Annotated in this window: 26 protein-coding genes and 1 tRNA gene; 13 read left to right on the top strand and 14 right to left on the bottom strand. The window is 61.1% G+C overall.

Annotated features, from left to right (window positions below; genetic code table 11):
• Window positions 1–14: 14 nt before the first annotated feature.
• The gene (locus MF134_RS02565; protein WP_255337813.1) at window positions 15–989 is read right to left on the bottom strand and encodes a LysR family transcriptional regulator; all 975 of its coding nucleotides are present in this window, start codon (window positions 987–989) and stop codon (window positions 15–17) included.
• 133 nt (window positions 990–1,122) lie between these two features.
• Between MF134_RS02565 and MF134_RS02560 the strand changes: the two genes are divergently transcribed.
• The 8 genes from MF134_RS02560 (at window position 1,123) to rpe (ending at window position 10,414) form a co-directional block, all read left to right on the top strand.
• On the top strand, window positions 1,123–2,160 hold the full coding sequence (locus tag MF134_RS02560; protein WP_255337812.1) for a class 1 fructose-bisphosphatase: 1,038 nt from the start codon (window positions 1,123–1,125) through the stop codon (window positions 2,158–2,160).
• Between the two features lie 59 nt (window positions 2,161–2,219).
• Complete coding sequence (locus tag MF134_RS02555; RefSeq protein ID WP_255337811.1) at window positions 2,220–3,095, top strand: phosphoribulokinase; 876 nt, start codon at window positions 2,220–2,222, stop codon at window positions 3,093–3,095.
• 29 nt (window positions 3,096–3,124) lie between these two features.
• Window positions 3,125–5,134, top strand: a complete 2,010-nt coding sequence (tkt, locus tag MF134_RS02550) for a transketolase (protein WP_255337810.1) — start codon at window positions 3,125–3,127, stop codon at window positions 5,132–5,134.
• Window positions 5,135–5,281: 147 nt separating this feature from the next.
• On the top strand, window positions 5,282–6,367 hold the full coding sequence (fba, locus tag MF134_RS02545; protein WP_255337809.1) for a class II fructose-bisphosphate aldolase: 1,086 nt from the start codon (window positions 5,282–5,284) through the stop codon (window positions 6,365–6,367).
• Window positions 6,368–6,535: 168 nt separating this feature from the next.
• Entirely contained in the window at window positions 6,536–7,993 is a 1,458-nt protein-coding gene (locus tag MF134_RS02540; RefSeq protein WP_255337808.1) for a form I ribulose bisphosphate carboxylase large subunit, read from the top strand.
• Between the two features lie 36 nt (window positions 7,994–8,029).
• Window positions 8,030–8,452, top strand: coding sequence for a ribulose bisphosphate carboxylase small subunit (locus MF134_RS02535; protein ID WP_255337807.1), 423 nt, complete (start codon window positions 8,030–8,032; stop codon window positions 8,450–8,452).
• A 244-nt stretch (window positions 8,453–8,696) separates the two neighbouring features.
• Window positions 8,697–9,731, top strand: coding sequence for a CbbX protein (cbbX, locus tag MF134_RS02530; RefSeq protein WP_255337806.1), 1,035 nt, complete (start codon window positions 8,697–8,699; stop codon window positions 9,729–9,731).
• Window positions 9,728–10,414, top strand: a complete 687-nt coding sequence (rpe, locus tag MF134_RS02525; protein ID WP_255337805.1) for a ribulose-phosphate 3-epimerase — start codon at window positions 9,728–9,730, stop codon at window positions 10,412–10,414. Before cbbX ends, rpe begins: the two co-directional genes overlap by 4 nt.
• Before the next feature lie 70 nt (window positions 10,415–10,484).
• Here the strand turns inward: rpe and MF134_RS02520 are convergent, their stop codons facing one another.
• The 4 genes from MF134_RS02520 to MF134_RS02505 all read right to left on the bottom strand — a co-directional run bounded on the left by MF134_RS02520 (window position 10,485) and on the right by MF134_RS02505 (window position 13,814).
• Window positions 10,485–10,712: a DUF3072 domain-containing protein gene (locus MF134_RS02520; RefSeq protein WP_255337804.1), complete on the bottom strand. Its 228-nt coding sequence runs from the start codon at window positions 10,710–10,712 to the stop codon at window positions 10,485–10,487.
• 112 nt (window positions 10,713–10,824) lie between these two features.
• Window positions 10,825–11,487, bottom strand: a complete 663-nt coding sequence (locus MF134_RS02515; protein WP_255337803.1) for an OmpA family protein — start codon at window positions 11,485–11,487, stop codon at window positions 10,825–10,827.
• 163 nt (window positions 11,488–11,650) lie between these two features.
• Entirely contained in the window at window positions 11,651–12,610 is a 960-nt protein-coding gene (locus MF134_RS02510) for a dienelactone hydrolase family protein (protein WP_255337802.1), read from the bottom strand.
• Window positions 12,611–12,782: 172 nt separating this feature from the next.
• The gene (locus MF134_RS02505) at window positions 12,783–13,814 is read right to left on the bottom strand and encodes an aspartate-semialdehyde dehydrogenase (protein WP_255337801.1); all 1,032 of its coding nucleotides are present in this window, start codon (window positions 13,812–13,814) and stop codon (window positions 12,783–12,785) included.
• Window positions 13,815–14,068: 254 nt separating this feature from the next.
• Between MF134_RS02505 and MF134_RS02500 the strand changes: the two genes are divergently transcribed.
• Both MF134_RS02500 and MF134_RS02495 read left to right on the top strand, forming a co-directional pair.
• Entirely contained in the window at window positions 14,069–14,743 is a 675-nt protein-coding gene (locus MF134_RS02500; RefSeq protein ID WP_457589932.1) for a thiamine diphosphokinase, read from the top strand.
• 179 nt (window positions 14,744–14,922) lie between these two features.
• A tRNA-Arg gene (locus tag MF134_RS02495) sits at window positions 14,923–14,999 on the top strand.
• A 392-nt stretch (window positions 15,000–15,391) separates the two neighbouring features.
• Here MF134_RS02495 and MF134_RS02490 read toward each other — a convergent pair.
• Window positions 15,392–15,784, bottom strand: coding sequence for a hypothetical protein (locus tag MF134_RS02490; RefSeq protein WP_255337800.1), 393 nt, complete (start codon window positions 15,782–15,784; stop codon window positions 15,392–15,394).
• Window positions 15,785–15,842: 58 nt separating this feature from the next.
• Between MF134_RS02490 and MF134_RS02485 the strand changes: the two genes are divergently transcribed.
• The 3 genes from MF134_RS02485 (at window position 15,843) to MF134_RS02475 (ending at window position 17,777) form a co-directional block, all read left to right on the top strand.
• Window positions 15,843–16,085 (top strand): helix-turn-helix transcriptional regulator, encoded by a 243-nt coding sequence (locus MF134_RS02485; RefSeq protein ID WP_369695400.1) that lies wholly within the window; start codon window positions 15,843–15,845, stop codon window positions 16,083–16,085.
• A 12-nt stretch (window positions 16,086–16,097) separates the two neighbouring features.
• Window positions 16,098–17,147 carry an AbiJ-NTD4 domain-containing protein gene (locus MF134_RS02480; protein ID WP_255337799.1) on the top strand — a complete coding sequence of 350 codons (1,050 nt, stop codon included), beginning with the start codon at window positions 16,098–16,100 and terminating at the stop codon, window positions 17,145–17,147.
• A gap of 66 nt (window positions 17,148–17,213) precedes the next feature.
• Entirely contained in the window at window positions 17,214–17,777 is a 564-nt protein-coding gene (locus MF134_RS02475) for a hypothetical protein (protein WP_255337798.1), read from the top strand.
• Window positions 17,778–17,846: 69 nt separating this feature from the next.
• Here the strand turns inward: MF134_RS02475 and MF134_RS02470 are convergent, their stop codons facing one another.
• The 8 genes from MF134_RS02470 to MF134_RS02435 form a co-directional block, all read right to left on the bottom strand.
• Window positions 17,847–19,226 carry a DUF4041 domain-containing protein gene (locus MF134_RS02470; protein WP_255337797.1) on the bottom strand — a complete coding sequence of 460 codons (1,380 nt, stop codon included), beginning with the start codon at window positions 19,224–19,226 and terminating at the stop codon, window positions 17,847–17,849.
• A 143-nt stretch (window positions 19,227–19,369) separates the two neighbouring features.
• On the bottom strand, window positions 19,370–21,259 hold the full coding sequence (locus tag MF134_RS02465; RefSeq protein ID WP_255337796.1) for a tape measure protein: 1,890 nt from the start codon (window positions 21,257–21,259) through the stop codon (window positions 19,370–19,372).
• Between the two features lie 7 nt (window positions 21,260–21,266).
• Complete coding sequence (locus tag MF134_RS02460; RefSeq protein WP_255337795.1) at window positions 21,267–21,584, bottom strand: hypothetical protein; 318 nt, start codon at window positions 21,582–21,584, stop codon at window positions 21,267–21,269.
• A gap of 58 nt (window positions 21,585–21,642) precedes the next feature.
• On the bottom strand, window positions 21,643–22,737 hold the full coding sequence (locus MF134_RS02455) for a phage major capsid protein (protein WP_255337794.1): 1,095 nt from the start codon (window positions 22,735–22,737) through the stop codon (window positions 21,643–21,645).
• Entirely contained in the window at window positions 22,727–23,392 is a 666-nt protein-coding gene (locus tag MF134_RS02450; protein ID WP_255337793.1) for an HK97 family phage prohead protease, read from the bottom strand. Before MF134_RS02450 ends, MF134_RS02455 begins: the two co-directional genes overlap by 11 nt.
• Window positions 23,389–23,679 (bottom strand): hypothetical protein, encoded by a 291-nt coding sequence (locus MF134_RS02445; RefSeq protein WP_255337792.1) that lies wholly within the window; start codon window positions 23,677–23,679, stop codon window positions 23,389–23,391. Before MF134_RS02445 ends, MF134_RS02450 begins: the two co-directional genes overlap by 4 nt.
• The gene (locus tag MF134_RS02440; protein ID WP_255337791.1) at window positions 23,664–25,139 is read right to left on the bottom strand and encodes a phage terminase family protein; all 1,476 of its coding nucleotides are present in this window, start codon (window positions 25,137–25,139) and stop codon (window positions 23,664–23,666) included. The genes MF134_RS02445 and MF134_RS02440 overlap by 16 nt, the downstream gene beginning before the upstream one ends.
• Window positions 25,136–25,531: a hypothetical protein gene (locus MF134_RS02435; RefSeq protein WP_255337790.1), complete on the bottom strand. Its 396-nt coding sequence runs from the start codon at window positions 25,529–25,531 to the stop codon at window positions 25,136–25,138. The genes MF134_RS02440 and MF134_RS02435 overlap by 4 nt, the downstream gene beginning before the upstream one ends.
• Between the last annotated feature and the right edge of the window lie 44 nt (window positions 25,532–25,575).

Genomic DNA, 25,575 nt, shown 5'->3' with positions numbered 1-25,575 from the left:
CGCCGCGATGTCCATCAAGGACGGGCGCTCGGCCTCATGGAGGGCTCCAGCCCGACCGCCGCGGCCGGATAGAGGCGCTCGAAGAAGGGCAGGTGGCTCGCACCCTTCTCGACGAGAAACGATTTGAAGGCCCTTTCGGCCGGCGCCGGCATGCGCTCTTTGCGGCAGACCGCGTACCATTTCCTGCGAATCGGCATGTCGGTGACGTCGAGGATTGCGAGCCGCCCCGTCTCGACTTCGAAGGCGATCGTGTGAGCCGAAATGAAGGCGATGCCGAGGCCCGCCATGACGGCCTGCTTGATCGTCTCGTTCGACCCCATTTCGACCGCCTGGGACTCCAGTTCGACGAGGTGTTCGGCCATGAAGCTTTCGAGCGCCAGCCGGGTGCCGGACCCTTGTTCGCGGATGATGATCGTCTCTTCCAGAAGCCTGTGCCGCGGAATGTCGCGCATTCTGGCCAGAGGATGGTTGGGATCGGCGATCATCACCAGCGGATGGTCGCCGAAGAAGGTCGCATCGATCGGGAAGCCCGTCGGCGGTCGGCCCATCAGGGCGATATCAAGCTTGTAGTCCCGCAATTCGCTGATGATGTCCTGGCGATTGCCCACACGAAGCTTGATCTCGATGTCCGGGTATTCGTCGAGAAAGGCCGCGATCAGACGAGGGGCGAAATATTTCGCCGTCGAAACGACTCCGAGCTTGATCGTCCCACTTCTCACGCCCTTGATCGCATCGATCTCGTCCGACAGGGCCTTGAGCGTTGTCTCCACCGCATTCGCGGCGTCGAGAACGGCGGTTCCGGCAACGGTCAGCCGCATGCCCTCGCTGGTTCGGTCGAACAGGGCCAGGCCGACATCGTCCTCCAGCTGTTTTACCTGTAAGGTCACGGCGGGCGCGGTCAGTCCGACCTCGCGAGCGGCCGCCGCGATAGTTCCAAGTCGGCTGATCGCCTGGATGGACCGCAACTGGCGCAAGGTGAGGGTTCGCATGTCTCCGTAGTTATTTTGTTTTATGACACTCGTAAAGATAATAAATTTTACTTATCCAGCGGGCGCGCTCATGCTCTTCCCAATCCGGGCGAGCGGGGCGCAGAACCCCGACGCTTCGTAGGAGAGGAATGGGATGACTTCGTCACTCGACGCTTATCTGGGATCCGAATGTGGAGCGGATCCGCTGCGCCGGCAGGTCGGCGAGACGGTGCGCAATCTGTGTGCCGCCGCCGTGAAGGTGCGCAACCGGATCATCGCCGGCGGAGAATCCCTGGGACAGTCTCGCGGCGCCGAGAACGCCGGGGGCGATACGCAGAAGGAACTCGACGTTCTGGCTGACACGGTGTTTCTCGAAGCGGCCAAGGCCTCGCCGATCGCCTATTTCGGTTCGGAGGAACAGGACGAACCGGTCACGCTCAAATCCGATGCACCGCTGGCGATCGCGATCGATCCGCTCGACGGTTCATCCAACATCGAGACCAATGTCTCGATCGGCACGATCTTTTCGCTTCTGCCGGTCTCAGACGAGCATCGCGCCGATCCAGGCACGGTCTTCTGCCAGCCCGGATCCCGACAACTCGCGGCCGGCTTCTTCATCTACGGGCCGCAGCTCCTGCTGGTTCTTTCGGTGGGGAACGGCACGCAGACCTTCATCTTCTCGCCGAACTTCGGCGGGTTCGTCGAGATGGGTCCATCGCTTTCAATCGCCGACAAGGCAAAGGAGTTTGCAATCAATGCGTCGAACTACCGGCACTGGCCCCCGCAGATCCGAGCCTACATCGATGACTGCCTCGCCGGCAGCGAAGGACCGCGCGAGCGCGACTTCAACATGCGCTGGATCGCCTCCCTCGTGGCCGACTGTTACCGCATTCTGCTCAGAGGGGGGGTCTTTCTTTATCCCGGCGACGACCGGAAGGGCTACGCCAAGGGACGTCTGAGGCTCGTCTACGAGGCCAATCCGATCGCCTTCTGCGTCGAACATGCCGGCGGCAAGGCGACGGACGGCACCACGCCGATCCTGGAAAAAGTACCGGAGGGCCTGCACGAACGCACGCCGCTGGTCTTCGGATCGACCCGGGAGGTCGAGCGGGTCGGGCGCTACGTTGCCGATCCGTCCGCGCTCGCGGAGAAATCGCCGCTGTTCGGCAAACGCAGCCTCTTTCGCGTTTGATAGGGTCGACCTGGTCGCTCGGGGAGAGCGTGCGACCAGGTCGGGGAGGAATCAGGACAATGTCTGCCAAACATCCGATCGTTGCGATCACCGGCTCGTCCGGAGCCGGGACCACTTCGGTCAAGAACATATTCGACCAGATCTTCCGCCGCGAGCATGTGAATGCCGCCTTCATCGAGGGCGACGCCTTCCACCGCTACGACCGGCAGGCGATGCGGGAGAAGATGGCGGAAGAGGAAGCGAAGGGGAATCGCGACTTCTCCCATTTCAGCCCGGAAGCCAATGTTCTGGAGAAGCTTCAGGAGGTCTTTCAGGACTATGGCCGCAAGGGTCGCGGCGAAACGCGGCACTACATTCACGACGAGGAGGAGGCGCGCCTCTATGGCGCCGACCCGGGCACCTTCTCCGAATGGGCTCCGCTGCAGGACGACAGCGATCTTCTGTTCTACGAAGGCCTGCATGGCTGCGTGAAGACCGATACGGTCGACCTTGCGCCGCTGGCTGATCTCAAGATCGGCGTCGTGCCGGTGATCAACCTCGAATGGATCCAGAAGATCCATCGGGACAAGAAGACGAGGGGCTATTCGACCGAGGCCGTGATGGACACGATCCTCAGGCGCATGCCGGACTATGTGAAATACATCTGTCCGCAGTTTGCCCGTACCGACATCAACTTCCAGCGCGTCCCGGTGGTCGATACGTCCGACCCCTTCATCGCCCGCTGGATCCCGACGGCGGACGAATCGATGATCGTGATCCGCTTTGCCAATCCCCGTGGGATCGATTTCCCCTATCTGCTGTCGATGATCCACGGCAGTTTCATGTCGCGGGCCAATTCGATCGTTGCACCGGGCAACAAACTCGATATCGCAATGCAGCTCATTCTGACGCCGCTGATTCTCCAGCTGATGGAACGGAAACGCCGCGCGTCCTGAGCTCAATGACAGATTCCAAGGAAGACACGATGTCCCAAACTGCCGACCAATCGCCCGAAGAGCTGGCAGGCGTCACGACCCGCGACATGGCAAACGCTATCCGCGCCCTTTCGATGGACGCCGTGCAAAAGGCCAATTCCGGCCACCCCGGCATGCCGATGGGCATGGCGGACGTGGCCGCGGTCCTGTTCTCGAAATTCCTGCGGGTCGACTCCTCCCAGCCCGAATGGCCGAACAGAGACCGCTTCATCCTGTCGAACGGCCACGGCTCGATGCTGCTTTATTCGGTCATGCATCTCCTCGGCTTTCCGGAGATGTCGATCGAGGAGATCGAAAACTTCCGCCAGCTCGGTAGCCGGACGGCCGGCCATCCCGAATATGGTCACGCGGCCGGTATCGAATCGACGACGGGTCCGCTCGGCCAGGGCATCACCATGTCGGTCGGCATGGCGCTTGCCGAACGCATGCTCGCCAGCCGCTTCGGCGACGACCTCGTCGACCACTACACTTACGTCTTCTGCGGCGATGGCTGCCTGATGGAGGGCATCTCGCACGAGGCGATCGACCTTGCGGGGCACCTCAAGCTCAACAAGCTGATCTATTTCTTCGACGACAATCACATCTCGATCGATGGCGACACCAGTCTTTCCACCTCGATCGACCAGCGCGAGCGATTCGCCGCCCATGGCTGGAACACATGGTCCGTCGACGGACATGATCCGGAAGCGATCGAAAAGGTCATCGCGGAGGCGCGTCGCAGCGACAAGCCGGCTTTCATCGCCTGCCGGACGATCATCGGCTATGGCGCGCCGAACCTGCAGGGCACCGACAAGGTGCACGGCAACGCGCTCGGCAAGGACGAAGTCGCCGCGACCCGCAAGAACATCGGCTGGACGTCGGAAGCCTTCGTCGTCCCGGAGCCGATTACCAAGGCCTGGCACGAGGCGGCCAAGAAGGGCCGGGAAGCCCGCGAAGCGTGGGAAAAGAAGCGCGACGCTGCACCGAACCGCTCAGCATTCGAAGCGCAATATGCCACGACCCTGCCGGAGAACCTCGCCGAGCTGATGGCCAAGGCGAGAGCCGACATCGTGACCGACAAGCCGAGTGTCGCCACCCGCAAGGCGTCCGAAATGGCTCTGGAAGTAATCAATGCGGCGACGGATCTGACCATCGGTGGTTCGGCCGATCTCACCCCGTCGAACAATACCAAGACCAAGGGTCTCGAGGACATCAAGCCGGGCGACTATGCTGGACGCTATGTCCGTTACGGCGTGCGCGAGCACGGCATGGCGGCGGTGATGAACGGCATCGCGCTCCATGGGGGTTTTGTGCCCTATGGCGGTACCTTCATGTGCTTCACCGACTATGCGCGTGGTGCGATCCGCCTGTCGGCGCTGATGGGGATCCGGGTGGTCTATGTCATGACCCATGATTCCATCGGTCTCGGCGAGGACGGCCCGACCCATCAGCCGGTCGAGCATCTGGCGATCCACCGCGCGACGCCGAACACGCTCCTGTTTCGGCCAGCCGATGCCGTGGAAACCAACGAAGCCTGGGAAATCGCGCTTGGCGAGAACAAGCGACCTTCGGTGATGGCCCTGTCACGCCAGGGTGTGCCGACGGTTCGTTCCGGCTCGGTCTCCGAGAACATGACCCGCAAGGGCGCCTACGTTCTCAAGGATGCGGACGGCACGCGGGACTTCACCATTCTGTCGACGGGAACCGAGGTTTCCATCGCCCTCGAAGCCGCCAAGAAGCTTGAAGAGAAAGGTCTGAAGGTCGCTGTGGTCTCGATGCCCTGCTGGGAACTCTTCGAGGAGCAGGACGCCAGCTATCGCAAGCACGTGCTCGGCACCGCGCCGCGTATCGCCATCGAGGCGGCGGCACGTCTCGGCTGGGACCGCTGGCTCGGCGAGGACGGACATTTCATCGGCATGAACAGTTTCGGCGCCTCGGCACCGGGACCGGAGGTCTACAAGCATTTCGGCATCACGGCCGAGGCGGTCGTCGACGCTGCGGACGCAATGCTGAAGCGCTGATCAAAGGCCGGATCGGAAGGGCCGGCTGAAGAGGCCGGCCCGACGGAACGGAAGCGGCCTCGAAAGACAGATGAGGAAATGACAGGCGCGGGGAAGCTCTTTCCCGCGCACGGGAGAAGTGTGCGCGAAAAAGGAGGTCGCGTCGCCATGGCCAAGATCACGCTGAGACAATTGCTCGATCACGCTGCCGAACAGGGCTACGGCGTGCCGGCGTTCAACATCAACAATATGGAGCAGGGCCTCGCGATCATGGAGGCGGCGGCCGAGAGCTCTGCCCCGGTGATCATGCAGGCCTCCCGCGGCGCGCGCTCCTACGCCAAGGACGTGATGCTGGAAAAGATGATGGACGCGCTGGTGGAGATGTTTCCCCAGATCCCCGTCTGCATTCATCAGGATCACGGCAACAACGAGCAGACCTGCCTGACCGCGATCCGCCACGGCTTCACCTCGGTGATGATGGACGGCTCGCTCGAAGCCGACATGAAGACGCCGGCCTCCTACGAATACAATGTCGCGATCACCGAGCGGGTCACCCGCATGGCCCATTGGGTCGGCGCCTCGGTGGAAGGCGAACTCGGCGTCTTGGGGTCGCTGGAGACGGGCGAGGGTGAGAAGGAGGACGGTGTCGGCTTCGAGGGCAAGCTCGACCACGACAAGCTCCTGACCGATCCCGACCAGGCCGTCGATTTCGTTCGCCGCACGAAGGTCGATGCGCTGGCGATCGCCATGGGCACGTCCCATGGCGCCTACAAATTCACCCGCAAGCCCGACGGTGACATCCTCGCCATGCATGTGATCGAGGAAATTCACGCCAAGCTGCCGAACACCCATCTCGTGATGCACGGCTCTTCGTCGGTGCCCGAAGAGCTTCAGGAGATCATCAATCGCTATGGCGGCAAGATGCGCCAGACCTATGGCGTACCGGTCGAGGAGATCGTGCGCGGCATCAGGCATGGCGTGCGCAAGGTCAATATCGACACTGACTGCCGCATGGCGATGACCGGTCAGTTCCGGAAGGTGGCGATGGAAAAGCCGGAGGAGTTCGATCCCCGCAAGTTCCTTGCCCCGGCCATGGACGCTTTGAAGAAGCTCTGCCTCGAACGCTACGAGCAGTTCGGCTGCGCCGGCCAGGCCGCGAAGATCAGGCCGATGCCACTCGACAGGATGGCCGCCCGCTATGCCTCGGGCGAACTCGAACCCCGCATCGAGCCCGATGCGGCCGTCGCCGCCTGAGGGGTGAGGAAGTCCGTCCCGGCTGACGCGAGGGGCGGGAACGATTGAGAGAATCGAAATTGGCAGGGACGCCGCGGGAGAGAGCCTCGCGGCGAACGGGAGAACTGTGTCTTGCGTCTGGAACGGAAAACGGGACAGCGCCCAGTTTCGCGAAGAGGAGAAGGCAGAATGGACACCACGACGACGACCGTCACCGGCAAGGATCGCTACAAGTCCGGCGTGATGGAATACAAGAAGATGGGCTATTGGGAGCCCGATTACGAGCCCAAGGACACGGACGTCATCGCCTGTTTCCGGATCACGCCGCAGGATGGTGTCGATCCGGTCGAAGCGGCGGCGGCCGTCGCCGGCGAAAGCTCCACGGCCACCTGGACGGTCGTGTGGACCGATCGGCTGACGGCGGCGGAGAAGTATCGCGCCAAGGCGTACCGGGTGGACCCGGTGCCGAACACGAGCGACCAGTATTTCGCCTATATCGCGTATGATCTCGACCTCTTCGAGCCGGGTTCGATCGCCAATCTCACGGCCTCGATCATCGGCAACGTCTTCGGCTTCAAGCCGCTGAAGGGCCTTCGCCTCGAGGACATGCGTCTGCCGACGGCCTATGTGAAGACCTTCCAGGGCCCGGCCACCGGCATCGTCGTCGAGCGCGAACGCCTCGACAAGTTCGGCCGCCCGCTCCTTGGCGCGACGGTGAAGCCGAAGCTCGGCCTGTCAGGCCGCAACTACGGCCGCGTCGTCTACGAGGCTCTGAAGGGCGGGCTCGACTTCACCAAGGACGACGAGAACATCAACTCCCAGCCCTTCATGGATTGGCGCGAGCGCTTCCTCTACTGCATGGAAGCGGTGAACAAGGCCCAGGCCGCGACCGGCGAGATCAAGGGCACCTATCTCAACGTCACCGCCGCGACCATGGAAGACATGTACGAGCGCGCCGAGTTCGCTGCCGAGCTCGGGTCGAACATCATCATGATCGACCTCGTCATCGGCTGGACGGCAATGCAGTCCATGGCGAAATGGGCCCGCCGGAACAACATGATCCTGCATCTCCACAGGGCAGGGCACTCCACCTATACCCGGCAGAAGACACACGGCGTTTCCTTCCGCGTCATCGCCAAATGGGCCCGGCTGGCCGGTGTCGACCATATCCATGCCGGCACCGTGGTGGGCAAGCTGGAGGGCGATCCGGCGACGACGCGGGGCTACTACGACATCTGCCGCAACGAATTCACCGAGCAGCGGCTGGAAAACGGCATCTTCTTCGACCAGCCCTGGGCCTCGCTCAACAAGATGATGCCCGTCGCCTCCGGCGGCATTCATGCCGGCCAGATGCACCAGCTCATCGATCTCCTCGGCGAGGATGTCGTCCTGCAGTTCGGCGGCGGCACGATCGGCCATCCGATGGGGATCGCGGCTGGCGCGACGGCGAACCGCGTGGCACTCGAATGTATGATCCTGGCTCGGAACGAGGGCCGCGACATCGTGAATGAAGGGCCGGACATCCTGAACGAGGCGGCCAAGAGCTGCACGCCGCTGAAGCAGGCGCTCGAGACCTGGAAGGACGTGACCTTCAACTACACCTCGACGGATTCTCCCGACTACGCGGTGACCGCGACCGCCGCCTGATCGAATTATGACTTTGTTTTCAAGGAGAAGAGAACCATGCGCGTTACCCAGGGCACGTTTTCCTTCCTGCCCGATCTGACCGACGAACAGATCACCAAGCAGGTGCAATACTGCCTCGACAATGGCTGGGCGGTGAATCTCGAATACACCGACGACCCGCATCCCCGAAATACCTATTGGGACATGTGGGGCCACCCGATGTTCGACATCGAGGACGCCGCCGGCGTCATGATGGAGCTTCAAAGCTGCCGGAAGGCCTTCGGCGACCGCTACATCCGCATGTCGGCCTTCGATTCCAGCCATGGGTGGGAATCGGTGAAGCTGTCGTTCCTGGTCAACCGGCCGAAGGACGAGCCCGGCTTCCGCCTGCGCCGCCAGGAAGGCCACGGTCGCAACATGCGCTACACGACGGAGCCCTATGCCGACGCCAAGCCGGAGGGCGAGCGCTACGGGGTGTGAGCACTTCACGCACGCTTCGTCATCCTCGTGCGAAGCACGGGGATCCATGCCTCGGCATTTCCGTCATTCTTCGAAGCAGGAAAGAGCTGCGGCAGGGCGGCGAGGATGGCGGAACTTCGCCAGGATTTGCATCGGCTTGGCCGCGTCGCCGCTGAGGCATGGATCCCCGACCCTTCGGGTCGAGGATGACGAAGTCGAGGTCATTGCGGCAGGTCCTGCATAGCCTCAAAAGGGAAGGGTCTCAATGAGTTACCTCGACCAGTTGAACAAGCAGTCCAAGGAGGGTAGGGGCTCCGACTCGGAGCCGGCGACGGAGAAACCAGCCGTGGTCGAGACCGCCGACGAGGCCGACACCCCCACCACCGTTGACCTCAAGCGCGAATACGAGAAAGCGGGCGTCAGGGACGTCCTCGAAGAGCTCGATCGCGAACTGATCGGTCTGGCGCCCGTCAAGAAGCGAATTCGCGAGACGGCGGCGCTGCTTCTAGTCGAGCGCGCTCGCCGTCGCCTCGGCCTCGCCCACGAGACGCCGACGCTGCACATGAGCTTCACCGGCAATCCGGGCACCGGCAAGACGACTGTCGCGCTGAAGATGGCGAACCTCCTCCACCGGCTCGGTTACATCCGGAAAGGCCATCTCGTCTCGGTGACGCGGGACGATCTCGTCGGCCAATATATCGGCCACACCGCGCCCAAGACGAAGGAGATCCTGAAAAAGGCCATGGGCGGCGTCCTGTTCATCGACGAGGCCTACTACCTCTACCGGCCGGAGAACGAGCGCGACTATGGCCAGGAGGCGATAGAGATCCTGCTGCAGGTGATGGAAAACCAGCGCGACGATCTGGTCGTCATCCTCGCCGGCTATGCCGACCGCATGGACAGGTTCTTCGAATCCAATCCCGGATTCCGCTCCCGCATTGCCCACCACATCGACTTTCCCGACTATTCGGACAACGAACTCCTGCACATCGCGATCGGCATGCTCGAGCGGCAGAACTACCACCTGACGGAGGAGGCGAAGGCGACGCTTGCGAGCTATATCGAACACCGCCGCCAGCAGCCGCATTTCGCCAATGCCCGCTCGATCCGCAACGCGCTCGATCGGGCGCGCCTGCGTCAGGCCAACCGCCTCTTCGAAGGCGACACCGGACCGCTGGATGCCGAAAAACTGTCGGAAATCGCGGCCGAAGACATTGCCGCGAGCCGCGTCTTCCGCCAGAAGCCGGGCCTGAACGCGGAATATGTCCATCCCGAGCGGGACGAGGAGACTGAACGATGACAAGAGACCTGGTGATCGCGCCGTCGATCCTGTCGGCGGATTTCGCCCGCCTCGGCGACGAAGTGGCGGCCGTCGACGCGGCCGGAGCGGACTGGATCCATCTCGACGTGATGGACGGCCATTTCGTGCCAAACATCACCTTTGGCCCGCCGGTGGTAAAGGCGATCCGCGGCGCCTCGGCGAAGGTTTTCGACTGCCATCTGATGATCGAGCCCTGCGATCCTTACCTCGAAGCCTTCGCCGAGGCAGGTGCGGACCTCATCACCGTGCATGCCGAGGCAACGAGCCATCTCGACCGCTCGCTCCAGGCGATCAAGGCCATGGGCAAGAAGGCCGGTGTGTCCCTCAACCCGTCGACGCCGGAGAGCGTCATCGAATATGTCCTGGACCGGCTCGATCTGATCCTGTTGATGACGGTCAATCCCGGTTTCGGCGGGCAGGCCTTTATCCCGGCGGTTCTGGAAAAGATCAGGCGGGTGAAGCAGATGGTCGGCGACCGGCCGATCGATATCGAGGTGGATGGCGGCGTGACGCCGGACACGGCGCCGCGGGTCTTTGCGGCCGGAGCCAATGCGCTTGTGGCCGGTTCGGCCGTCTTCAAGGGTGGGACGCCGGAGCACTATCGCACCAACATCGCCGCGATCCGTGCCGCAGCCGAGGGCGCCAAGGCAAGAGCCGCCTGAAACGGACGCAAAACAAAAGCCCGCTTGCCGAACGACGAACGGGCTTTCGATGGAAATTCTTTGGGCCGGCTCAGCCGGCCTTCTTGTTGAGACGGCTGCTCTCTTCCTGAAGCAGGTCGATCAGCTGCGAGGCGTCCGCCTTCGTCAGCGTCTCGTCATAGGGATGGCCCGTCTCTTCGCACAGCGTCTTCAGATAAGAGGCCTGCGCGCCGGTCATCGGCTCGCCGCCGGTCGCCCATTGGGACGGGTCCTTTTCGGTGTTGGAGTCAGTGTCGGTCTTCGGGTCCGAGTTGTCCATCAACAATCTCCATTGTCGGATCATTGTTCTGGCAATGTTCTGGCCTGACATTCGTTCCCGGCCGGGCACTTGCCATGCCCGGCCTTCCACAAGGAAATGCCGCAAGGACGGATCAGCCGGAGGTCAGAGGCGAAATCGAGATCTCGACGCGCCGGTTCTGCGCGCGTCCGGACTCGGTCGCGTTGGAGGCGACAGGCCTGCTTTCGCCGAAGCCCTGCGTATTGAGGCGACGATAATCGACGCCCTGGCTCGCCAGATACTGGCTGACCGACGAGGCACGCGCCTGAGAGAGCTGTAGATTGTAGGCGTCGGAGCCCTGCGAATCCGTATGACCGTAGACGTCGACGATCGAGCGGTCGAACTCTCTGAGAACCAGCGCCACCGAATTCAGCGTCGGGTAGAAGGCCGGCAGAATCGAGGACTGGTCGGTCGGGAAGGTGATGTTCGACGGCATGTTGAGGATGATGCGGTCGCCGACGCGGGTGACCGAGACACCGGTACCCTGAAGCTGGGCACGAAGCTTGGCCTCCTGATTGTCCATGTAAAGGCCGATACCGCCGCCGGTCAGCGCTCCGACGCCGGCGCCGATCGCCGCCGCCGTCCCGGCGTCTGCGCCGGTCGCGCGGCCGATCACGTAGCCGCCCAGCGCGCCGACGCCAGCGCCGATTCCGGCGCCGCCCAACGTGTTGGAGATCTTTGATTGACCGGTATAGGGATCCGTCGTGCAGCCGGCGAAAGCAACCGTCAGGCTAAGAACGAGGGCAAGCTTCTTCATTGTGAGACCTGATCTCCAGCGCGTGGCAGACCGCCGTGCTTCGGCGGCTCTTCTTCTATTGCCCGACCTCGCTAGAAAAGGCCGATGGCCCAATTGCGGCGGTTCGAGGCGTTCCGCGGGTTTCGCCGACATGTTGCTGTTTTGATACAGATCTTGCGGTTGCTCAGACCTTCTCGTGCCGGCCGTCCTGGCAGGCGGCATGCGTGATTCCCTCTGCAAGCGTCTCCAGAAGAATCCGGTCGGATCGCGCAGTGGCGTCCTGATCGGCCAGGATGACATAGCCCCTGGGCACGACCGAGCGGGCGATCATCAGGGCGCGGCTCCATGGCCCTTTCATCACCAGGGAGGAGCCTTCGTCGCGCACACGGTTGTCACGGCCGATGCGGAAGCGGCAATTGGCGAGGTGAAAGCGCACCTTCCGCGGACTGCGGTCATCGCCATCCCACTGATGATAGATTCCCTCGAAGATTTCCTTTCGCACGTTGGAGCCCCCGGCCGTGAGGTCGGCGGCGATCTCTGCCAACCGGTCCATGCTCGTATTGGCGTCCAGTTCGCCATCCATGAGCGCGACGGGGGCACCCGTCGTCCGCGGATCGTCGAGACGCGGCACGGTGCAGCCATAATAGGAAACATGGGCCGAGAAGCGCGGTCCGTTCGGCAGAAACAGCGAGGCCATCTGTTCATAGGCCGTGAGCATGGCGATCATTCCGCCATAGGAAAACCCGGCCACGGCAATGGCGTCGGATCGAATTTCCGGGCGCACGGACAGATGCTCAAGAGCAGCGAAGGCATCGGCAAGAAGCATCGTCTCGGTCACCCGAAGCGCTTTCACCGGGTCCCCGAAACGATCCATGTTGCGTGAGACGAAGCTGTCGAAGACCAGCGTGGCGTAGCCGTGCTCGGCCAGAAACCGGCCATAGCGGTGTTCCCGGGCGGGTTTGGCACCGCCGAGCCCGTGGGAAATGACCACCGCGGGAACCGGTCCATCGCGATCCCGAGGCATATAGAGCTTCGCGTCGAGCTTGAAGTCGGGTGGCGCGTCGCGGTCCTGGGCCTTCATGTCGATCAGGGTGAAGGGCGATCGGCTCGGAATGGCCAGAGGCAGTGTCTCGAAATCAGTCATCCGGATGATGTGGTCAACGAAGAGGCAGGGAAAAGCAACAAGTTTCGCAGCCGCCCATCGATCCGAAAAGTTTTCGGCCTGCAGATGTCAGCCTGTCCTGCGACCATGCGAACGGCAGAACCGGAACGGCGGAGCCAGTTGCTCTGGTCCCGCCGTTCACGCCAATGCTCTATCAGGCAGCCTTGCGTTGCTGCAGAAGCCCGCGATTGACCAGGAGCTCGGCGATCTGGATCGTGTTCAGCGCCGCGCCCTTGCGCAGATTGTCCGCGACCACCCAGATGTTGAGCCCATTGTCGAGCGTCTGGTCCTCCCGGATACGGGAGATGTAGGTCGCATCCTCACCGGCCGACTCGAAGGGCGTCACGTAGCCGCCATCCTCATGCTTGTCGATGACGAGACAGCCCGGCGCCTCGCGCAGGATGTCGCGCGCCTCGTCGGCCGTGATCGGCTTTTCGAACTCTATGTTGACCGCCTCGGAATGACCGATGAAGACCGGCACGCGCACGGCCGTGCAGGTGACCTTGATCTTCGGATCGAGCATCTTCTTGGTCTCGGCCATCACCTTCCACTCTTCCTTGGTGGAGCCGTCCTCCATGAAGACGTCGATATGGGGGATGACGTTGAAGGCGATGCGCTTGGTGAACTTCTTCTTCTCGATCGGATCGGCGACGAAGACGGCGCGCGACTGCTCGAAGAGCTCGTCCATCCCATCCTTGCCGGCGCCGGAAACCGACTGATAGGTCGACACCACGATGCGCTTGATCGTCGCCGCATCGTGCAGCGGCTTCAGGGCGACGACGAGCTGCGCCGTGGAGCAGTTCGGATTGGCGATGATGTTCTTCTTGGTGAAGCCGGTGACGGCGTCGGCGTTCACTTCCGGCACGATCAGCGGAACATCCTGATCGTAGCGCCAGGCCGATGAATTATCGATGACCACGCAGCCCTGGGCACCGATCTTCGGCGAGTATTCCTTGGAGATGTTTCCGCCGGCCGACATCAGCGCGATGTCGACGTCGGAGAAGTCGTAGCCCTCGAGCGCCTTCACCTTGAGCGTCTTGTCGCCATAGGAGACTTCCTGGCCGACGGATCGGCGGGAGGCGAGCGCAACGACCTCGTCGGCCGGAAAACCCCGCTCTTCGAGGATCGACAGCATCTCGCGTCCGACATTGCCGGTGGCACCGACGACGGCAACCTTGTAGCCCATGGGATTTCAGACCTTCTTTCGCTCTCCCCTTGCCTGTCGGTCAAAGCACGCTCGTCCTCCGCCCCGGGGGAGACAAGCGGGGCGGCGGCGTCAGCTAATCGACGTTTTGATGCCAGACGGCATTGTGATGAAGGAGCGCACGGTCATGGCCGCGGATATGCGCCCGAAGGCCGGGGCTTGTCAATCGCGAGAAACCGAGAGATTGACCGCGGGAGTGGCTGAATCGCCGGCCGATCACCGGGGCGGGGCGATTGATGCTCAAGCTCGCAATTCTATCATTCGGACCGATGTCGCATTTCGCCATACTCCTCGCCGGCCGCGTCGCGGCGACGCCTGCTCTGTCCGAGGCCCTGCGGAGCGCACGCGTGATTGCCGCCGACGACGGCATCCGCCACGCCCGCGAACTCTCTCTCTCGCCAGAGCTGTGGGTCGGAGACTTCGATTCCGCCCCGACGGAGCCGCCGATCGCGCTTGCAGGCCTGAGCAGGGCACCGTTCCCCGCTGACAAGGATCAGACCGACGGCGAACTGGCGATCGAGGCGGCGGTTGCCCGGGGGGCAAAGAGGATCACCCTCGTCGGTGCACTGGGCGGTCCGCGTTCGGATCATGCCTTTGCCCACCTGGTTCTGATGCTCCGCTATTTCCACGCGGGGATCGAGATCGAGCTCAATGACGGGATCGAGGTCGCCTTTCCCTTGTCGCCGGAAACGCGGCGTTTCGAGCTCGAACCCGGAACGCAGTTCTCGATCCTGAAATTCGGGGCGATCGAGGGTCTCACCATTGAGGGGGCCAAATGGCCACTTGCGAATATCGATCTGCCGTTCAGTTCGATCCTCACCCAGTCGAACGAGGCGCTCGGGACCATCTCGGTGCGCGTGGGGAAGGGGGACGCCGTCCTCCTGGCCCAGACCGACCCGACGGTGCGTTGATTGCGAAGTTCCCAATCGGTCCAGGCTCCCCGGCATGCTGACACCCGCCAAGCGGGAGCTTCACGGGCCAGCCTGGCAATGGCGCTATCCATGCCCGGCAGCCTGGGGAAAATGGGCTTAAATCTTCCGGTGATCGCCCTTGGCGTCGGATTTCGCTTCCATTATGGTGCCGCTCGCATGGTCCCGTAGCTCAGCAGGATAGAGCATCAGATTCCTAATCTGAGGGTCACAGGTTCGAATCCTGTCGGGATCACCAGCGATTTCAGTGACTTACAGCATCAACTAATATCGTTTTAATCATCGGGGTAACGCTGAGGGTAACAAAAAGGGCGCCCGGTAGGGCGCGCCTCCGCACTCGGTACTATGGCGATTCTCACCATGCTTCAGTTCAGCGTGGTCGGACCGTCGCATGTTTGCGATGTTCCGATCGGCTTCGGAGGCGTCGTGGAAATCGCCGCGAAGGTCTGGCGTGTCATCACCATTTTGGCGACAACGACTCGCTCGGCCTCACCGTCGAGGGGCGAAATTTGCCGGGCATGGAAGGTCGCCCGGACCAATCCATCGCCCAAATCCTCGACACTCACGACGCCAGACACGAAGATGTCAGGGACAAAAGCGGGCTCAGTAACGCGGTGAAGATCAGTCATTTCAACCTCCCATGTTGACGATGTCAGCTCGCAGAACCACGAGCCCCTGCAACACAACGCGCTCGAAGGGAGCCATGTCCTTGTCAGCTGTGGAGGCATAGCGGATCAGGACATCCAGCTTGTCACGGATGATGCAAAGATGCCCGTAGGGAGCGCAGAAATTCAGGACGTCCAAGCCCATTTGGAGCCGTCGATCATCCTGTTCCCGGGCTTCCCAGTTCTTTCGCTCCTCAGATGAAGCGTCCGTTCCCGGCTCTATCTCAGCCAGCTTCCACTCCCGAAACAAACGATCGAATTGGTGCCGCCTTGCAAGTAGATCTCCTTCAGTGCCCGAAAGTCCGGCGCATGTTTTGGGCATAGCTTCGCCGATCGCCCCGGTGTGGGTCGTTGTCATGAAAATTGCTCCCTGATCACGTGATGTGATACCGTTAGTATCGATAGGGTAAGGGAGCATGTCAATACCAATGGTATCAATTCGTCAGGTGAAGGCCGCACGCGCCCTTTTAGGTTGGTCGCAAAATGACCTCGCCGACAGGTCAGGTGTTTCGCGCCCCACGGTCAAACGATTGGAGGCTAGCGACGGAGAACTCGGCGGTCGCGCTACAACTAGCGATGCGATACGCTCTGCCCTTGAAGCCGCTGGCGTCGAATTCATTGCTGAGAACGGTGGCGGGGCGGGGGTGAGGTTGCGATAGGTTTGGAAGACTATGCTGACTGATATTTTTGCTCACCGATACGAAGATGTCGAAATTTGGAAGTCAATCAACGAGCAGACTAGAAGACTTATTGTTCAAAGCTTTCGGCTATTGAGTGAGCAAGTTAGTCCATACTATATCGATGGCTATCCTACGGACGAAACTAAGCGGTTTTGGAAAAATTTGCATGATAGGATCGCAATGGAGTTGGGATTAAAGCATCTGTCGCCGATAGCATACAGTCATACGACGTCGGTTGCAGGAAAACCTTTTGTGTCTGGTGGATTGTGGGAAATGCACACAGTCTGCGAAAATTGGATGCTCGCTGCCTGTGAGCCAAATGCGCGAGCTGATGTATTCGTGAAGCAGCGATTGAGCCTTATAGAAATCGGCTTTCGACTGAGGGAGGATGAACTAAACACCGAGCGCCGAGGTCTGGAAGCACGGATTGACGCGGCTAGAAGGAGACCATTGGCAGGTCGTGGAATTCGCCTTCCTGGCGATATAGGTGACGGAATAAGGGCTCTCCTTGCCACAAACGAAGCGGCTTTCGACGACGCAGTCAATGAGCTTAACATCCGTTTCCGCAGCGCTCGTGCCCCTCTACATTACCATAACGGTTTGATTCAAATTTCGGAGGATGTTCTTACAGAACAGCAGATTGAGGGGCCGTTCTGGAAACTTCTCGCCGATTCGAAGTGGCAAAACGTCGACACTGACATGAAGGAGGCGTTCGATCGCCGCGATACTAATGGTCGCGATCCTGCCTTCTACGCGGCACGGGCTCTGGAAAGCACAATCAAAATTATCTCTGCCGAAAAAGGCTGGACCCACGGCCGGGAGCGTGGGGCGCACAATTTTATTGATAACCTGATGGCGAGTAAAAACGGTTTTATCGAGCATTGGGAAGGGGATGCCTTAAAAGCGTTCTTCACTAAGGTAAGAAATCCGCTCGGCCATGGTCCAGGCAATGAGCCGATGCCAAATCTATCTTTGCCGGCAACGACATGGGCAATAGAGTATTCTATGTCTTGGATCAAATCCTTGATAAACCGGACGTAAGCACGCAGCGTGGCGCGAAGAAGCCTATATTGCGTCGCACCCAGAAACGCGGCTAGCCGAGGCAAGATGATGGTTTTCGAGGTTGATTGGTCGCGAGAAAAGATTTGGCCTGAGCATTTGAAGCCCATCGGAGAAGATACGCTTCTCGAAAAAGAGAGCTTTGCCGAGTGGTGGAGCCGGCATCATGATGAACTCGACCACCTGCCCGCCATTGTCTGTGAGCAGTGGATCCATCGTCATTGGCTAAATTCTCCGTGGTCGTTTCTTCCTCTTGATAGCTTGCAGTGGGAGAGGACTACGGAGTCAGGAGAATACATCCTTCAAACCATTTATAGTCCATGGGACCGTCACACATGCCCCCAGTTCGACTATGAGACTTTCCAGCAAACGGGTGGGGAAGACCGCCTTCCTACTGCGAAGGCGCTGGACAGCGGAACTTGGGACTACCCTGTCGTAGCTATTCGAACACCCCATGGAATCAAAGAGATGGGTAAGAACCATCTAGGCGTTCGCCGTATGGTCGTAGAAGGGCATCAGCGCCTACGGTATCTGCGGGCGCTTCACATGCTGGGCCAGCCTCCGGTGGGACCACATGAGGTAATTACGCTCAGTTCACCACTTTTACGGTGAACAAGCCGCTCGCGAGTGCATGCTTTCCCTGCCGCCTTTCGCGCCGAGGCAGGCGGCGCCCGCTTCGGCTCAGATCTCGGACGGCAGTGCGTACTGCCAAGCGGCTTGTTGCTGCCGAAGAAATTCATTTCGACGCGCAAGGGTCTCTTGCCATTCCTGAGCTTCCCGATCCTTGAAGAAGTTTGCATCCGGCGCAAGCCTGGACACTGCTCGCTCCACTTCATCGAGGGTGACGCGGAAGAACTCCTTGCGCATGTTCACTCCGTTGATCCGACGGTCCGCGAACTCGCGGTGGAGGGCAGCCTCTAAGGCGGGCGCAGTCTCGCTGTAGATCATAGCGTGCGTGTCGAACGTGAAGGGAACGCTGGCGTCGCCGAGTTCGCGCACGCGATCATCAGGATCGAGGCGACGTGTCAGACCAATCTTGACGACGTCCTCGCCAAAAGATCCTGCATTCGAGATTATGTAGACGTAGCCTGAGGTGGTGAGTTCGGCCATCGCCCTTGCCCTCTCACTCGCTGCATGGGCTTCCGCAAGAGAAGACTCCAGCGCAGCGACACGCGCTCGCAGCTTGTCATTCCCCACGTCCATCTCAGCTTCTCGTCGCGCCTTGGCAAGAAGGGCTTGATACTTTTGCTCTTCCCTTTCGGCTCGCTCAGCGTCCGCCTGGAGCTTTTTCTCTTCTCGCTCCGCACGCGCAAGCTCGGCCCGCTCTTCCTTCTCTGCCTTTTGTTTTTCTCGCCATTCATGCGTTAGGCGAAGCTCCTTGAGCTTCAACTCGACATACCGATGGTCCAAGGTGAGCTCCATGGACTCATTCTCGCGATTAATGGCCGTTTCAGCGCTCAGGATGCGCTTCTCCATTGCGTTGATGTTGTTCCAGCGAACATTTGCGATTGCCGCTTCGCATTCATTGTTAAAAGCCCTCATACTCAACCGCACTTGGCGATTCATCATGGTTCGGCCCTTGGCGACGCTCCCGTCCACGGACCATTCCCTAGGGCAGTAGGTTGCGGTCTTGTTCTTGACCATCAGCTTTTGTTGTTCTCGGGCTGTGAGAATTGCGCGCTTGTATGCCTCGCCATCGCTGAACTCGAAATGGGGCTCGTAAACTCCCAACTCAGCGAAGGATAGTCGCTCGTCGTAAATCGCGACCTGTTTTTCAAGTCGGTCAAAAATTGCCCTCTTCTCAGCATAGGCAGCGCGCAGATTTCGGACGTCGGTTTTCAACCCCTCGACTTCGCCCTGCAGGCGCTTCACTTCATCCTCTTCCGAGATGATTGAGGAGTATCGTTCCCGTATTTCGCCGACGGCCCTGTCGGAGCGGTCTTTTGCCATGCGAGCATCGTCTTCGACCTGCCGCCGCCGCCGCCATTGAAATATCCACAAGGCAAGAAAAATTGGCGCCGCTCCCGCGCAAATGACGGCATAGACGATGATAGCGTCCATATCTCCTCCAGCCGGCGCCTTGGACCACAGCTAAGAGTAGAGGATAAGACTGTTTGACCTCAAGTCGAACGCAGCGCCGCCGAAGCGGGACTCGAAACCGCCCCCGCGGCTACCGCCTCGCCAACCGATCAAACGATGACACGCTATGGCGCCGCAGGGGCGTTAGCGACAGTCGGACGCGGAGCGACGCGGCGACCTGTGCCAAGGCTGATTCCTCGCCCTTCGATCGCCTTCATCCGGTTTTCGACGGCCGTAAGCTTCGCCATGGCGCTGTCGGTGTTGATGTCGACGCTGCCGACCACGGTACGGCCCATGTCCTTCATCAAGCCCGCGAGTTGCCCGACAGGCCCCAGAAACTGGGACAGCTCAAGCGCCTTCTGCCCCAGCCCGGCCATGCTTTCGAGAGCACCTTTCCCGCCATCGTCGAATGAGCCGCCGCGCCATCCGCTTGCCTGACGTCGAGGTTTCGGCGAAGAGCCGGAACCGGACCCCAGCCTGTCCATCAGCCCCATCACGAAATCATGCGGCGTCGTGATGTTGGCGTCTGCCCATTCGTTCATGGCCTTGCCGCGAGCCGCAGCCTTTTCGGGCGTATTGTCCGAGAGCATGTCGATCAGGCCCATGATGCCGAAGCCGGTCATCATTGCGCGCCCGGCACCGATTCCGCTCGCCTTGCCGCCCGGTTTCTTTCCGCTCGCTGCGGCAGTCGCAGCCGCCCCCGCGGCACCGGCCGCCGCTGTGCCCCACTTGATGCCAGCGAGACTGGCCAGAAGACCCACGGCCCATTTCGCGCCCTTCAGGAGCACCAGCACGCCCGCCAGGTTGCGGAGCGCGCCAGCAAAGAGGCTGACGCCGATCGCCGCTCCGGCAAGCCATGCGGCCGCCGTTGCCATGTCGCCGAGAACACCAGCGACGGCCTGCGGATCGGCGCCGAGGAAATTGGAAAGAGCGTTGACGAAATCGCCGATGTAGCTGTCGGCGCCCTCCATGTATTTCAGCCAGTCGTTCAGCGCCAAGGCAGCCGCAGCGAACAGTGAGGTTACGGGGAAGAGGCGAGCGAAAAGCAGACCCAGCACGGCAAGGAAGGGTTTGATCTTTCCCTCCCACTCGGCATCGCCGAGAAGGTTGGCAATGGTCCTGATGTTGTCGCGGATTTGCCCACCCAGGAAAGCGATTCCGTCGGCCGCCTTCGTGAACGCCCACGAAAGATTGGCCGCCCATCGGTTCAGCGTGCCATCCTTATCGAGAGCGTCGAGATAGTCGAGCAGCCCTTTCAGCCGATCCTTCACGGTCTGGAAAAAGCCGGCTTGGCCGATCTTGCGCTGGAAGTAGTCGAAATACTCCCAGGTGTTGGACCACAACCCAGCCCAGTTCTTGGATTGCGCCACCATCGCACCGCCGAAGCGGCCTTCGAGATTGTCGCGAACGAACTTGCCGATGGCCTCGCCGGTCTTGTCGACGGTTTGGCTGATCGTCTTGCCGTTTTCCTGCCAGCTGAAGGTGACTTGATCGCCGGCCACCGACGCCCTGATGCCGTAGGCTTTCAGCCGCTCGAATTCGCCGGTCACCGCGTCGTTATACATCTCGACGGCGGACATCAGGTCTTTGTTCAACGCCGATGCGCTATCGCCAAGCGTGCGCAACAGACCGTCCTGTGCGTTCTGTCCCTGGGCACGAAGCTGGATAAAAGCCTCGGTCACGCCGGCCAGTTCATAAGGCGTCTCGCGCGCGAACTTGGAGATCCATTCGAGCGAGCGCTTGGCCTTCTCTGACGAGCCCTCGATCGTAGTCAGGGCGGTTTCGAACCCTTCCCATTGCGCCGATGCGTCAATGACGCCCTTTCCGAATGCCGCCGCGAGCCCGCCGCCAATAAGTCCGAAGCTCGTCAGAGCCGATCGGGCGGTATCAGCCACCCTGTCGCCAAAGCGACCCACCGATTGAGCCGCCCGGTCGATTCCTGACTTGAAGCGTCTAAGTTCGCCTTCGCCGCGCGTGTCGAAGGCCAGAACGGCAATCAATTCGTCGATGACCATGACGACCTCAACTCAGGAAATGGGATTGTTTGCCGTGGCGAGTGGCAGTCGATCCAATCACCGCAAGGGCGACCAGATGCGCGTTCATCGTGCCGATGGCGTGTTGTGCGAGCCGATCGACGAACGCTTTGGGGATGCCGGAATCCACCAGAGCGACGCACTGCCTGATGTGCCTTTCGCACTCGCGTTCCAGTAATCGGCGCGCCGCACGACTCGCGGTGCCTGCATGGGAATTGTGGAAGCCGACCGCGATACCGCGCGCCATGTCCTCGCACTGCGAGACGACAAACGCGACACCGGTTTCGAGCTCGTCCAGATCGTTCATATTGCTTCCTTAGCGTTGCAAGGGCACCCACGAGAGAGCGCCCTTGAGAGCCGTTGCGCTATGCAGCAATGCGGAGTTTGCGGAGGGCTTCAGCCTTCACGACGTCGGCGCCGACACGACGGCGAGCATGGAAGCGAATAAGCCCCTTCGTCGCCATGGTGTAAGGATCACGAAGCAACGTCATCCCGACGCGATCCATGATCCGATAGGCCGAATTGAAATCGCCGACCGCAATGGGGGTGGCACCGCCCGCGACGTCAGGCATGTCCGTCGCATCGACGATCGGACGTCCAAGAAGCGTTTCGGGCTGACCTGCGGCGATACCGGGCTGCCACAGATATTGGCCCTGTCCATCCTTGAGCAGCCGGACCTTGCCGAGCGTGTCTGAGTTCATCATCCACGTCGCGCGGTTCCGGTACATGCTCGGCAGCGAGTAAAGGATCGAGATCAGCGAATCCGCCGTAACCGCTGTTGCCGAGCCGCTGTCGACGATCGCGACATCATCGTCGTTCATGAAGCCGAAGGGCTTCTTGACACCGTTGCCGGTGACAAACGCTTCGCCTTCGATCCTGCCGAATTCTTCCGCCAGATCCATAGAGACTTCGGCTTCGACGTCGACCGCAGCATCTTCGAGAAGCTGTTGCGACACGTCGACATAGCAGGCCGTCTCATGGGCGATGATCGACACCTGACCATAAGCGGCCTCGGTGCCCGTCCGATCCTCGGTCTCGCCGACCCAATAGGCCGTCGGGCGAGCCGTGCGCTTCGGCATGACGAATTCGCTGGAGTTCATCGTTCCGACGCGAGCCGCCTGTCGAACCGGCGAAATCTCGACGAGGTTCTTCAGAACTTCGGTCGAAAACTGCGACGTGACGAGATAGCCGCCCCGGGTGTTTTCGCCCACAGTCAGACTCTTGCGCTCTTCCGGGGCAAGGGCCTCGACGCCATGGCGAAGGAAGCCGTTGAACGCCTTCTGTTCGATCGTCGGCTCGTCGTTCTTCCGTTCGCCACCGGTCGGCGAGCGCTTGAAAGCCGTTTCCAGCTTGTCCGCGCGATCGTTTGCGGCCTTCAGTTCCTTGGCCAGATCATCGATGCGCTTCGTCACGGCTTCATCATGCGCGTCGAACGCGCTCTTAATCTCTTCAATGTCCATTTGGGACGCTCCTGTTCATGATTGCTTCGGCGCGCTGTTTGACGAGCTGCGCCAGTGAGGCGACCGCATCCGGATCGGCGTCCCGCAGATCAGGGGCGGCTTGGCGAAAGCCCTTCGAGAGAACTTTCGCCTGGGCACGGGTGAAACCTGCATCCCGCAGGAACACCTCGAATTCGCGTTGCGTCGTGATGTCGGCAGCCTTCACGGCCACGACCCGCGCTTCCGGGTTCATCGGAATCGCGACGACGCTGATTTCGAAAAGGTCGATTTTGGTCAGGGTCCGAACGCCGGTCTTCTGGTCGCGGGTGGACTCCCGTGTTCGAAAGCCGATGCTCAGGCCTTGAATGGCATTGTCCTTCAAGAGCGCCAGCGTCTCGGCAGCCTTGGCGACGGCGAGTGTCAGCTTGCCCTTCACCGAAAGGCCGGCGCTCGTTTCTTCCACGCTGGACCAGACGCCAATCACTTCGGACATATTGTGATCGCGAAGCATGATCGGTCGTGTGCCGCGCTTTACGTGATCCGCAAGGCTCGCCTTGAAGGCACCAGGCGCAACGATGTCGCCGCCAAGATCGACGGTCGGCGTCGAGGCAATGCCCTCGAAAGTGCCATCATCAGAAACGGCCTTCGTCTCGAAATGGAGTGGCTGGAAGCTCAATGCGTCGCCTCCCGCTTGCCAATGTCGCGGTATTTCTCGGCCATTTGGGCGAGAAGCATCCGGGCGTAGTCAGGCCGCCCCGCATCAATAAACTCGATCGCCGCTTCCAGGATCATCAGTGAGCCGAGACGAACGTCGGCAATCGCGCCGATCGCACGCGCCGTGATCTGCTTCGGCGTGATCTCGTCATCCAGCCCAGCTTCCAGCGCCGCATGATAGGCGAGAAGGTCGCTCATGACCGTCGCCGACAGTGGGACATCAGGAATGTGGTTCAGATCATTCGCCATTCGTCGCGTCCCCTTGTTCCGCTGATTCCAGGCTTCCATCCGGTTGAAGTTGGCTCGTCGTCGCCCGAGACGTACCATTCGAAAGGCGCCGGCTTTGCCGCGAGAAGGCGCTCGATCAGGCCAGCAACGGCGTTCGCCACGTCGTCATGGCCGCCAGGAGCGTGATCGATCGAGTCTCGACCACCGCGCGCCGTGCGCCGCTCCAATCCCACAAGCTGCGCAATCACTCGCTCGCTCTCGACAAGAGAGACCCGCCCACCGTTCAGAGCCGGCAACATCTCGCGATAGAGATCCGATTTCGGTTTGGCAGCCGGATCATATTGAATGCCGTGGACCTGAAAGCGCTCGCGTGGCCACTGGCCAGCGTACCGGTCGCCCTGAACCTCTGCGATGCGGTAGCTCTTCAGAAGCGCGGCGTATTCCTCGACAACCGCTTCGGGCGAGAATGGCGGCTTCCGCTCGCGCACGGCGTCAATGATCGCGTCCTCGCCATCACGATGCCCGATCGCCAGCGTGAAGCTGTCCGCAGACCCGCCAGACGGATCGACAAAGGCCTGATACTGAACACCATCGATCGGCGGGCGCTCGAACACGCCACGGTCAAGACAGGCCTCGACAATCTCGCGGGTCAGAAACGCTTCGATGTCGCGCCGGAACTGCCCGCCATATTCAGCCGCAGCGCTCGCAGGATCGCGCTCATAGGCCGCATCAATCACCGACTGCATGACGGACGGGTTCATGTCCTTCGTCGAGGCCTGCCAGACCAGGACGTCGGTATCGTCCTTGCCGTGGTAGCGCTTGAAGGCATCCCACAGGGCGCCGCGCCGCGCATAAGGCGAGGATGCGCACAGGAGAACGGAAGTCGGAATCGTCGACATCCCGGGGCGGATGGCGTCAAGGATCGCATAGTCGGGCTCTGCGGCATCGTCGGTTCGCCAGAACGCGATTTCGTCACAGAGAACCGCCGCGTAGCTGTAGCCTCTCGTCGAACGGTACGATGCCGTTCCCACCTCGATCGTCACCCGATTCGTCAGGTCGAAGCCTTCACTGGTGTCCCGCTCGATCATGCGATTGAGCATCGGGACGTTGCGCAGCATGGCGCCGACGAAACGGACGATGACGCGAGCCTGTTTCCGATCGGCAGCGATCACCATGACAGTGGCGCGCTCGCCTGGAGCGAGGAACTGGCGATATTCATGGAAGCAGGCCAGGAACACCGCGATAAGCGCCATGTGGAGCGACTTGCCGCCGCGCCGGCCAATCACAAGCCACGCCTCGCGAAACGCTTCCACCGGACTCTCTGAGCGTCCTGTATGGCGTTCGAAGATTTCCCGCTCGTCATCCGTCAACGACAGACCAAAGAGACCGGCGAGGAATGCGCGCCATGCCTTGAAGCTCGCGCGGTCTGCGAACCACGGCGCGAAGAGGTGCGGATCGTCGATGGCCTGAAGGATGTTCACGCCGCAGCCTCCCGGTTCGCCATGTAGGTTTGCAGGGAAGGCGTGACATCTTTGGAGCGGCGTTCCATGCCGATCGCTTCCAGGAGACGGCGAAGGTTACCGGCGGTTCGCTGGTAGAGATCGAGGTCCTTGGCGCAAGCTTCGCCTTTCGTGGCGAACTTGGCTTCCATCCGTTCCAACTCGACTGTCATGGTTGCGACGCGGCGGATGATCGAGTGCTCGGCTTCGGAGATGGCGTCTGGTCCGCCCAAATCGGACACATGGGCTGCGATCACGTCTCTCAAGCGGCGGACCCAAAGCGAGCGACCGTCGACACCCGGAAGCACGGCCGATCCGTTAGTGATCCGCGACCGGAAGGCTGCCTTACTCTCGCCTTTGAACGCACTTGGCATTTGCTTGATTTCCGCGCTTTTCGATACCCGAACGTTACCCTGAA

Source organism: Jiella marina (genome assembly GCF_024359545.1).
Lineage (GTDB): Bacteria > Pseudomonadota > Alphaproteobacteria > Rhizobiales > Rhizobiaceae > Jiella.
Note: the sequence above shows the minus strand (reverse complement) of the source record. Positions and strands in the feature narration are given on the sequence as shown.

Excerpts from the sequence above, each read along its gene's own strand:
- MF134_RS02565 (WP_255337813.1), bottom strand. The coding sequence starts at position 989 with ATGCGAACCCTCACCTTGCGCCAGTTGCGGTCCATCCAGGCGATCAGC.
- MF134_RS02560 (WP_255337812.1), top strand. The coding sequence starts at position 1,123 with ATGACTTCGTCACTCGACGCTTATCTGGGATCCGAATGTGGAGCGGAT.
- MF134_RS02555 (WP_255337811.1), top strand. The coding sequence starts at position 2,220 with ATGTCTGCCAAACATCCGATCGTTGCGATCACCGGCTCGTCCGGAGCC.
- tkt (WP_255337810.1), top strand. The coding sequence starts at position 3,125 with ATGTCCCAAACTGCCGACCAATCGCCCGAAGAGCTGGCAGGCGTCACG.
- fba (WP_255337809.1), top strand. The coding sequence starts at position 5,282 with ATGGCCAAGATCACGCTGAGACAATTGCTCGATCACGCTGCCGAACAG.
- MF134_RS02540 (WP_255337808.1), top strand. The coding sequence starts at position 6,536 with ATGGACACCACGACGACGACCGTCACCGGCAAGGATCGCTACAAGTCC.
- MF134_RS02535 (WP_255337807.1), top strand. The coding sequence starts at position 8,030 with ATGCGCGTTACCCAGGGCACGTTTTCCTTCCTGCCCGATCTGACCGAC.
- cbbX (WP_255337806.1), top strand. The coding sequence starts at position 8,697 with ATGAGTTACCTCGACCAGTTGAACAAGCAGTCCAAGGAGGGTAGGGGC.
- rpe (WP_255337805.1), top strand. The coding sequence starts at position 9,728 with ATGACAAGAGACCTGGTGATCGCGCCGTCGATCCTGTCGGCGGATTTC.
- MF134_RS02520 (WP_255337804.1), bottom strand. The coding sequence starts at position 10,712 with ATGGACAACTCGGACCCGAAGACCGACACTGACTCCAACACCGAAAAG.
- MF134_RS02515 (WP_255337803.1), bottom strand. The coding sequence starts at position 11,487 with ATGAAGAAGCTTGCCCTCGTTCTTAGCCTGACGGTTGCTTTCGCCGGC.
- MF134_RS02510 (WP_255337802.1), bottom strand. The coding sequence starts at position 12,610 with ATGACTGATTTCGAGACACTGCCTCTGGCCATTCCGAGCCGATCGCCC.
- MF134_RS02505 (WP_255337801.1), bottom strand. The coding sequence starts at position 13,814 with ATGGGCTACAAGGTTGCCGTCGTCGGTGCCACCGGCAATGTCGGACGC.
- MF134_RS02500 (WP_457589932.1), top strand. The coding sequence starts at position 14,069 with ATGCTCAAGCTCGCAATTCTATCATTCGGACCGATGTCGCATTTCGCC.
- MF134_RS02490 (WP_255337800.1), bottom strand. The coding sequence starts at position 15,784 with ATGACAACGACCCACACCGGGGCGATCGGCGAAGCTATGCCCAAAACA.
- MF134_RS02485 (WP_369695400.1), top strand. The coding sequence starts at position 15,843 with ATGTCAATACCAATGGTATCAATTCGTCAGGTGAAGGCCGCACGCGCC.
- MF134_RS02480 (WP_255337799.1), top strand. The coding sequence starts at position 16,098 with ATGCTGACTGATATTTTTGCTCACCGATACGAAGATGTCGAAATTTGG.
- MF134_RS02475 (WP_255337798.1), top strand. The coding sequence starts at position 17,214 with ATGATGGTTTTCGAGGTTGATTGGTCGCGAGAAAAGATTTGGCCTGAG.
- MF134_RS02470 (WP_255337797.1), bottom strand. The coding sequence starts at position 19,226 with ATGGACGCTATCATCGTCTATGCCGTCATTTGCGCGGGAGCGGCGCCA.
- MF134_RS02465 (WP_255337796.1), bottom strand. The coding sequence starts at position 21,259 with ATGGTCATCGACGAATTGATTGCCGTTCTGGCCTTCGACACGCGCGGC.
- MF134_RS02460 (WP_255337795.1), bottom strand. The coding sequence starts at position 21,584 with ATGAACGATCTGGACGAGCTCGAAACCGGTGTCGCGTTTGTCGTCTCG.
- MF134_RS02455 (WP_255337794.1), bottom strand. The coding sequence starts at position 22,737 with ATGGACATTGAAGAGATTAAGAGCGCGTTCGACGCGCATGATGAAGCC.
- MF134_RS02445 (WP_255337792.1), bottom strand. The coding sequence starts at position 23,679 with ATGGCGAATGATCTGAACCACATTCCTGATGTCCCACTGTCGGCGACG.
- MF134_RS02435 (WP_255337790.1), bottom strand. The coding sequence starts at position 25,531 with ATGCCAAGTGCGTTCAAAGGCGAGAGTAAGGCAGCCTTCCGGTCGCGG.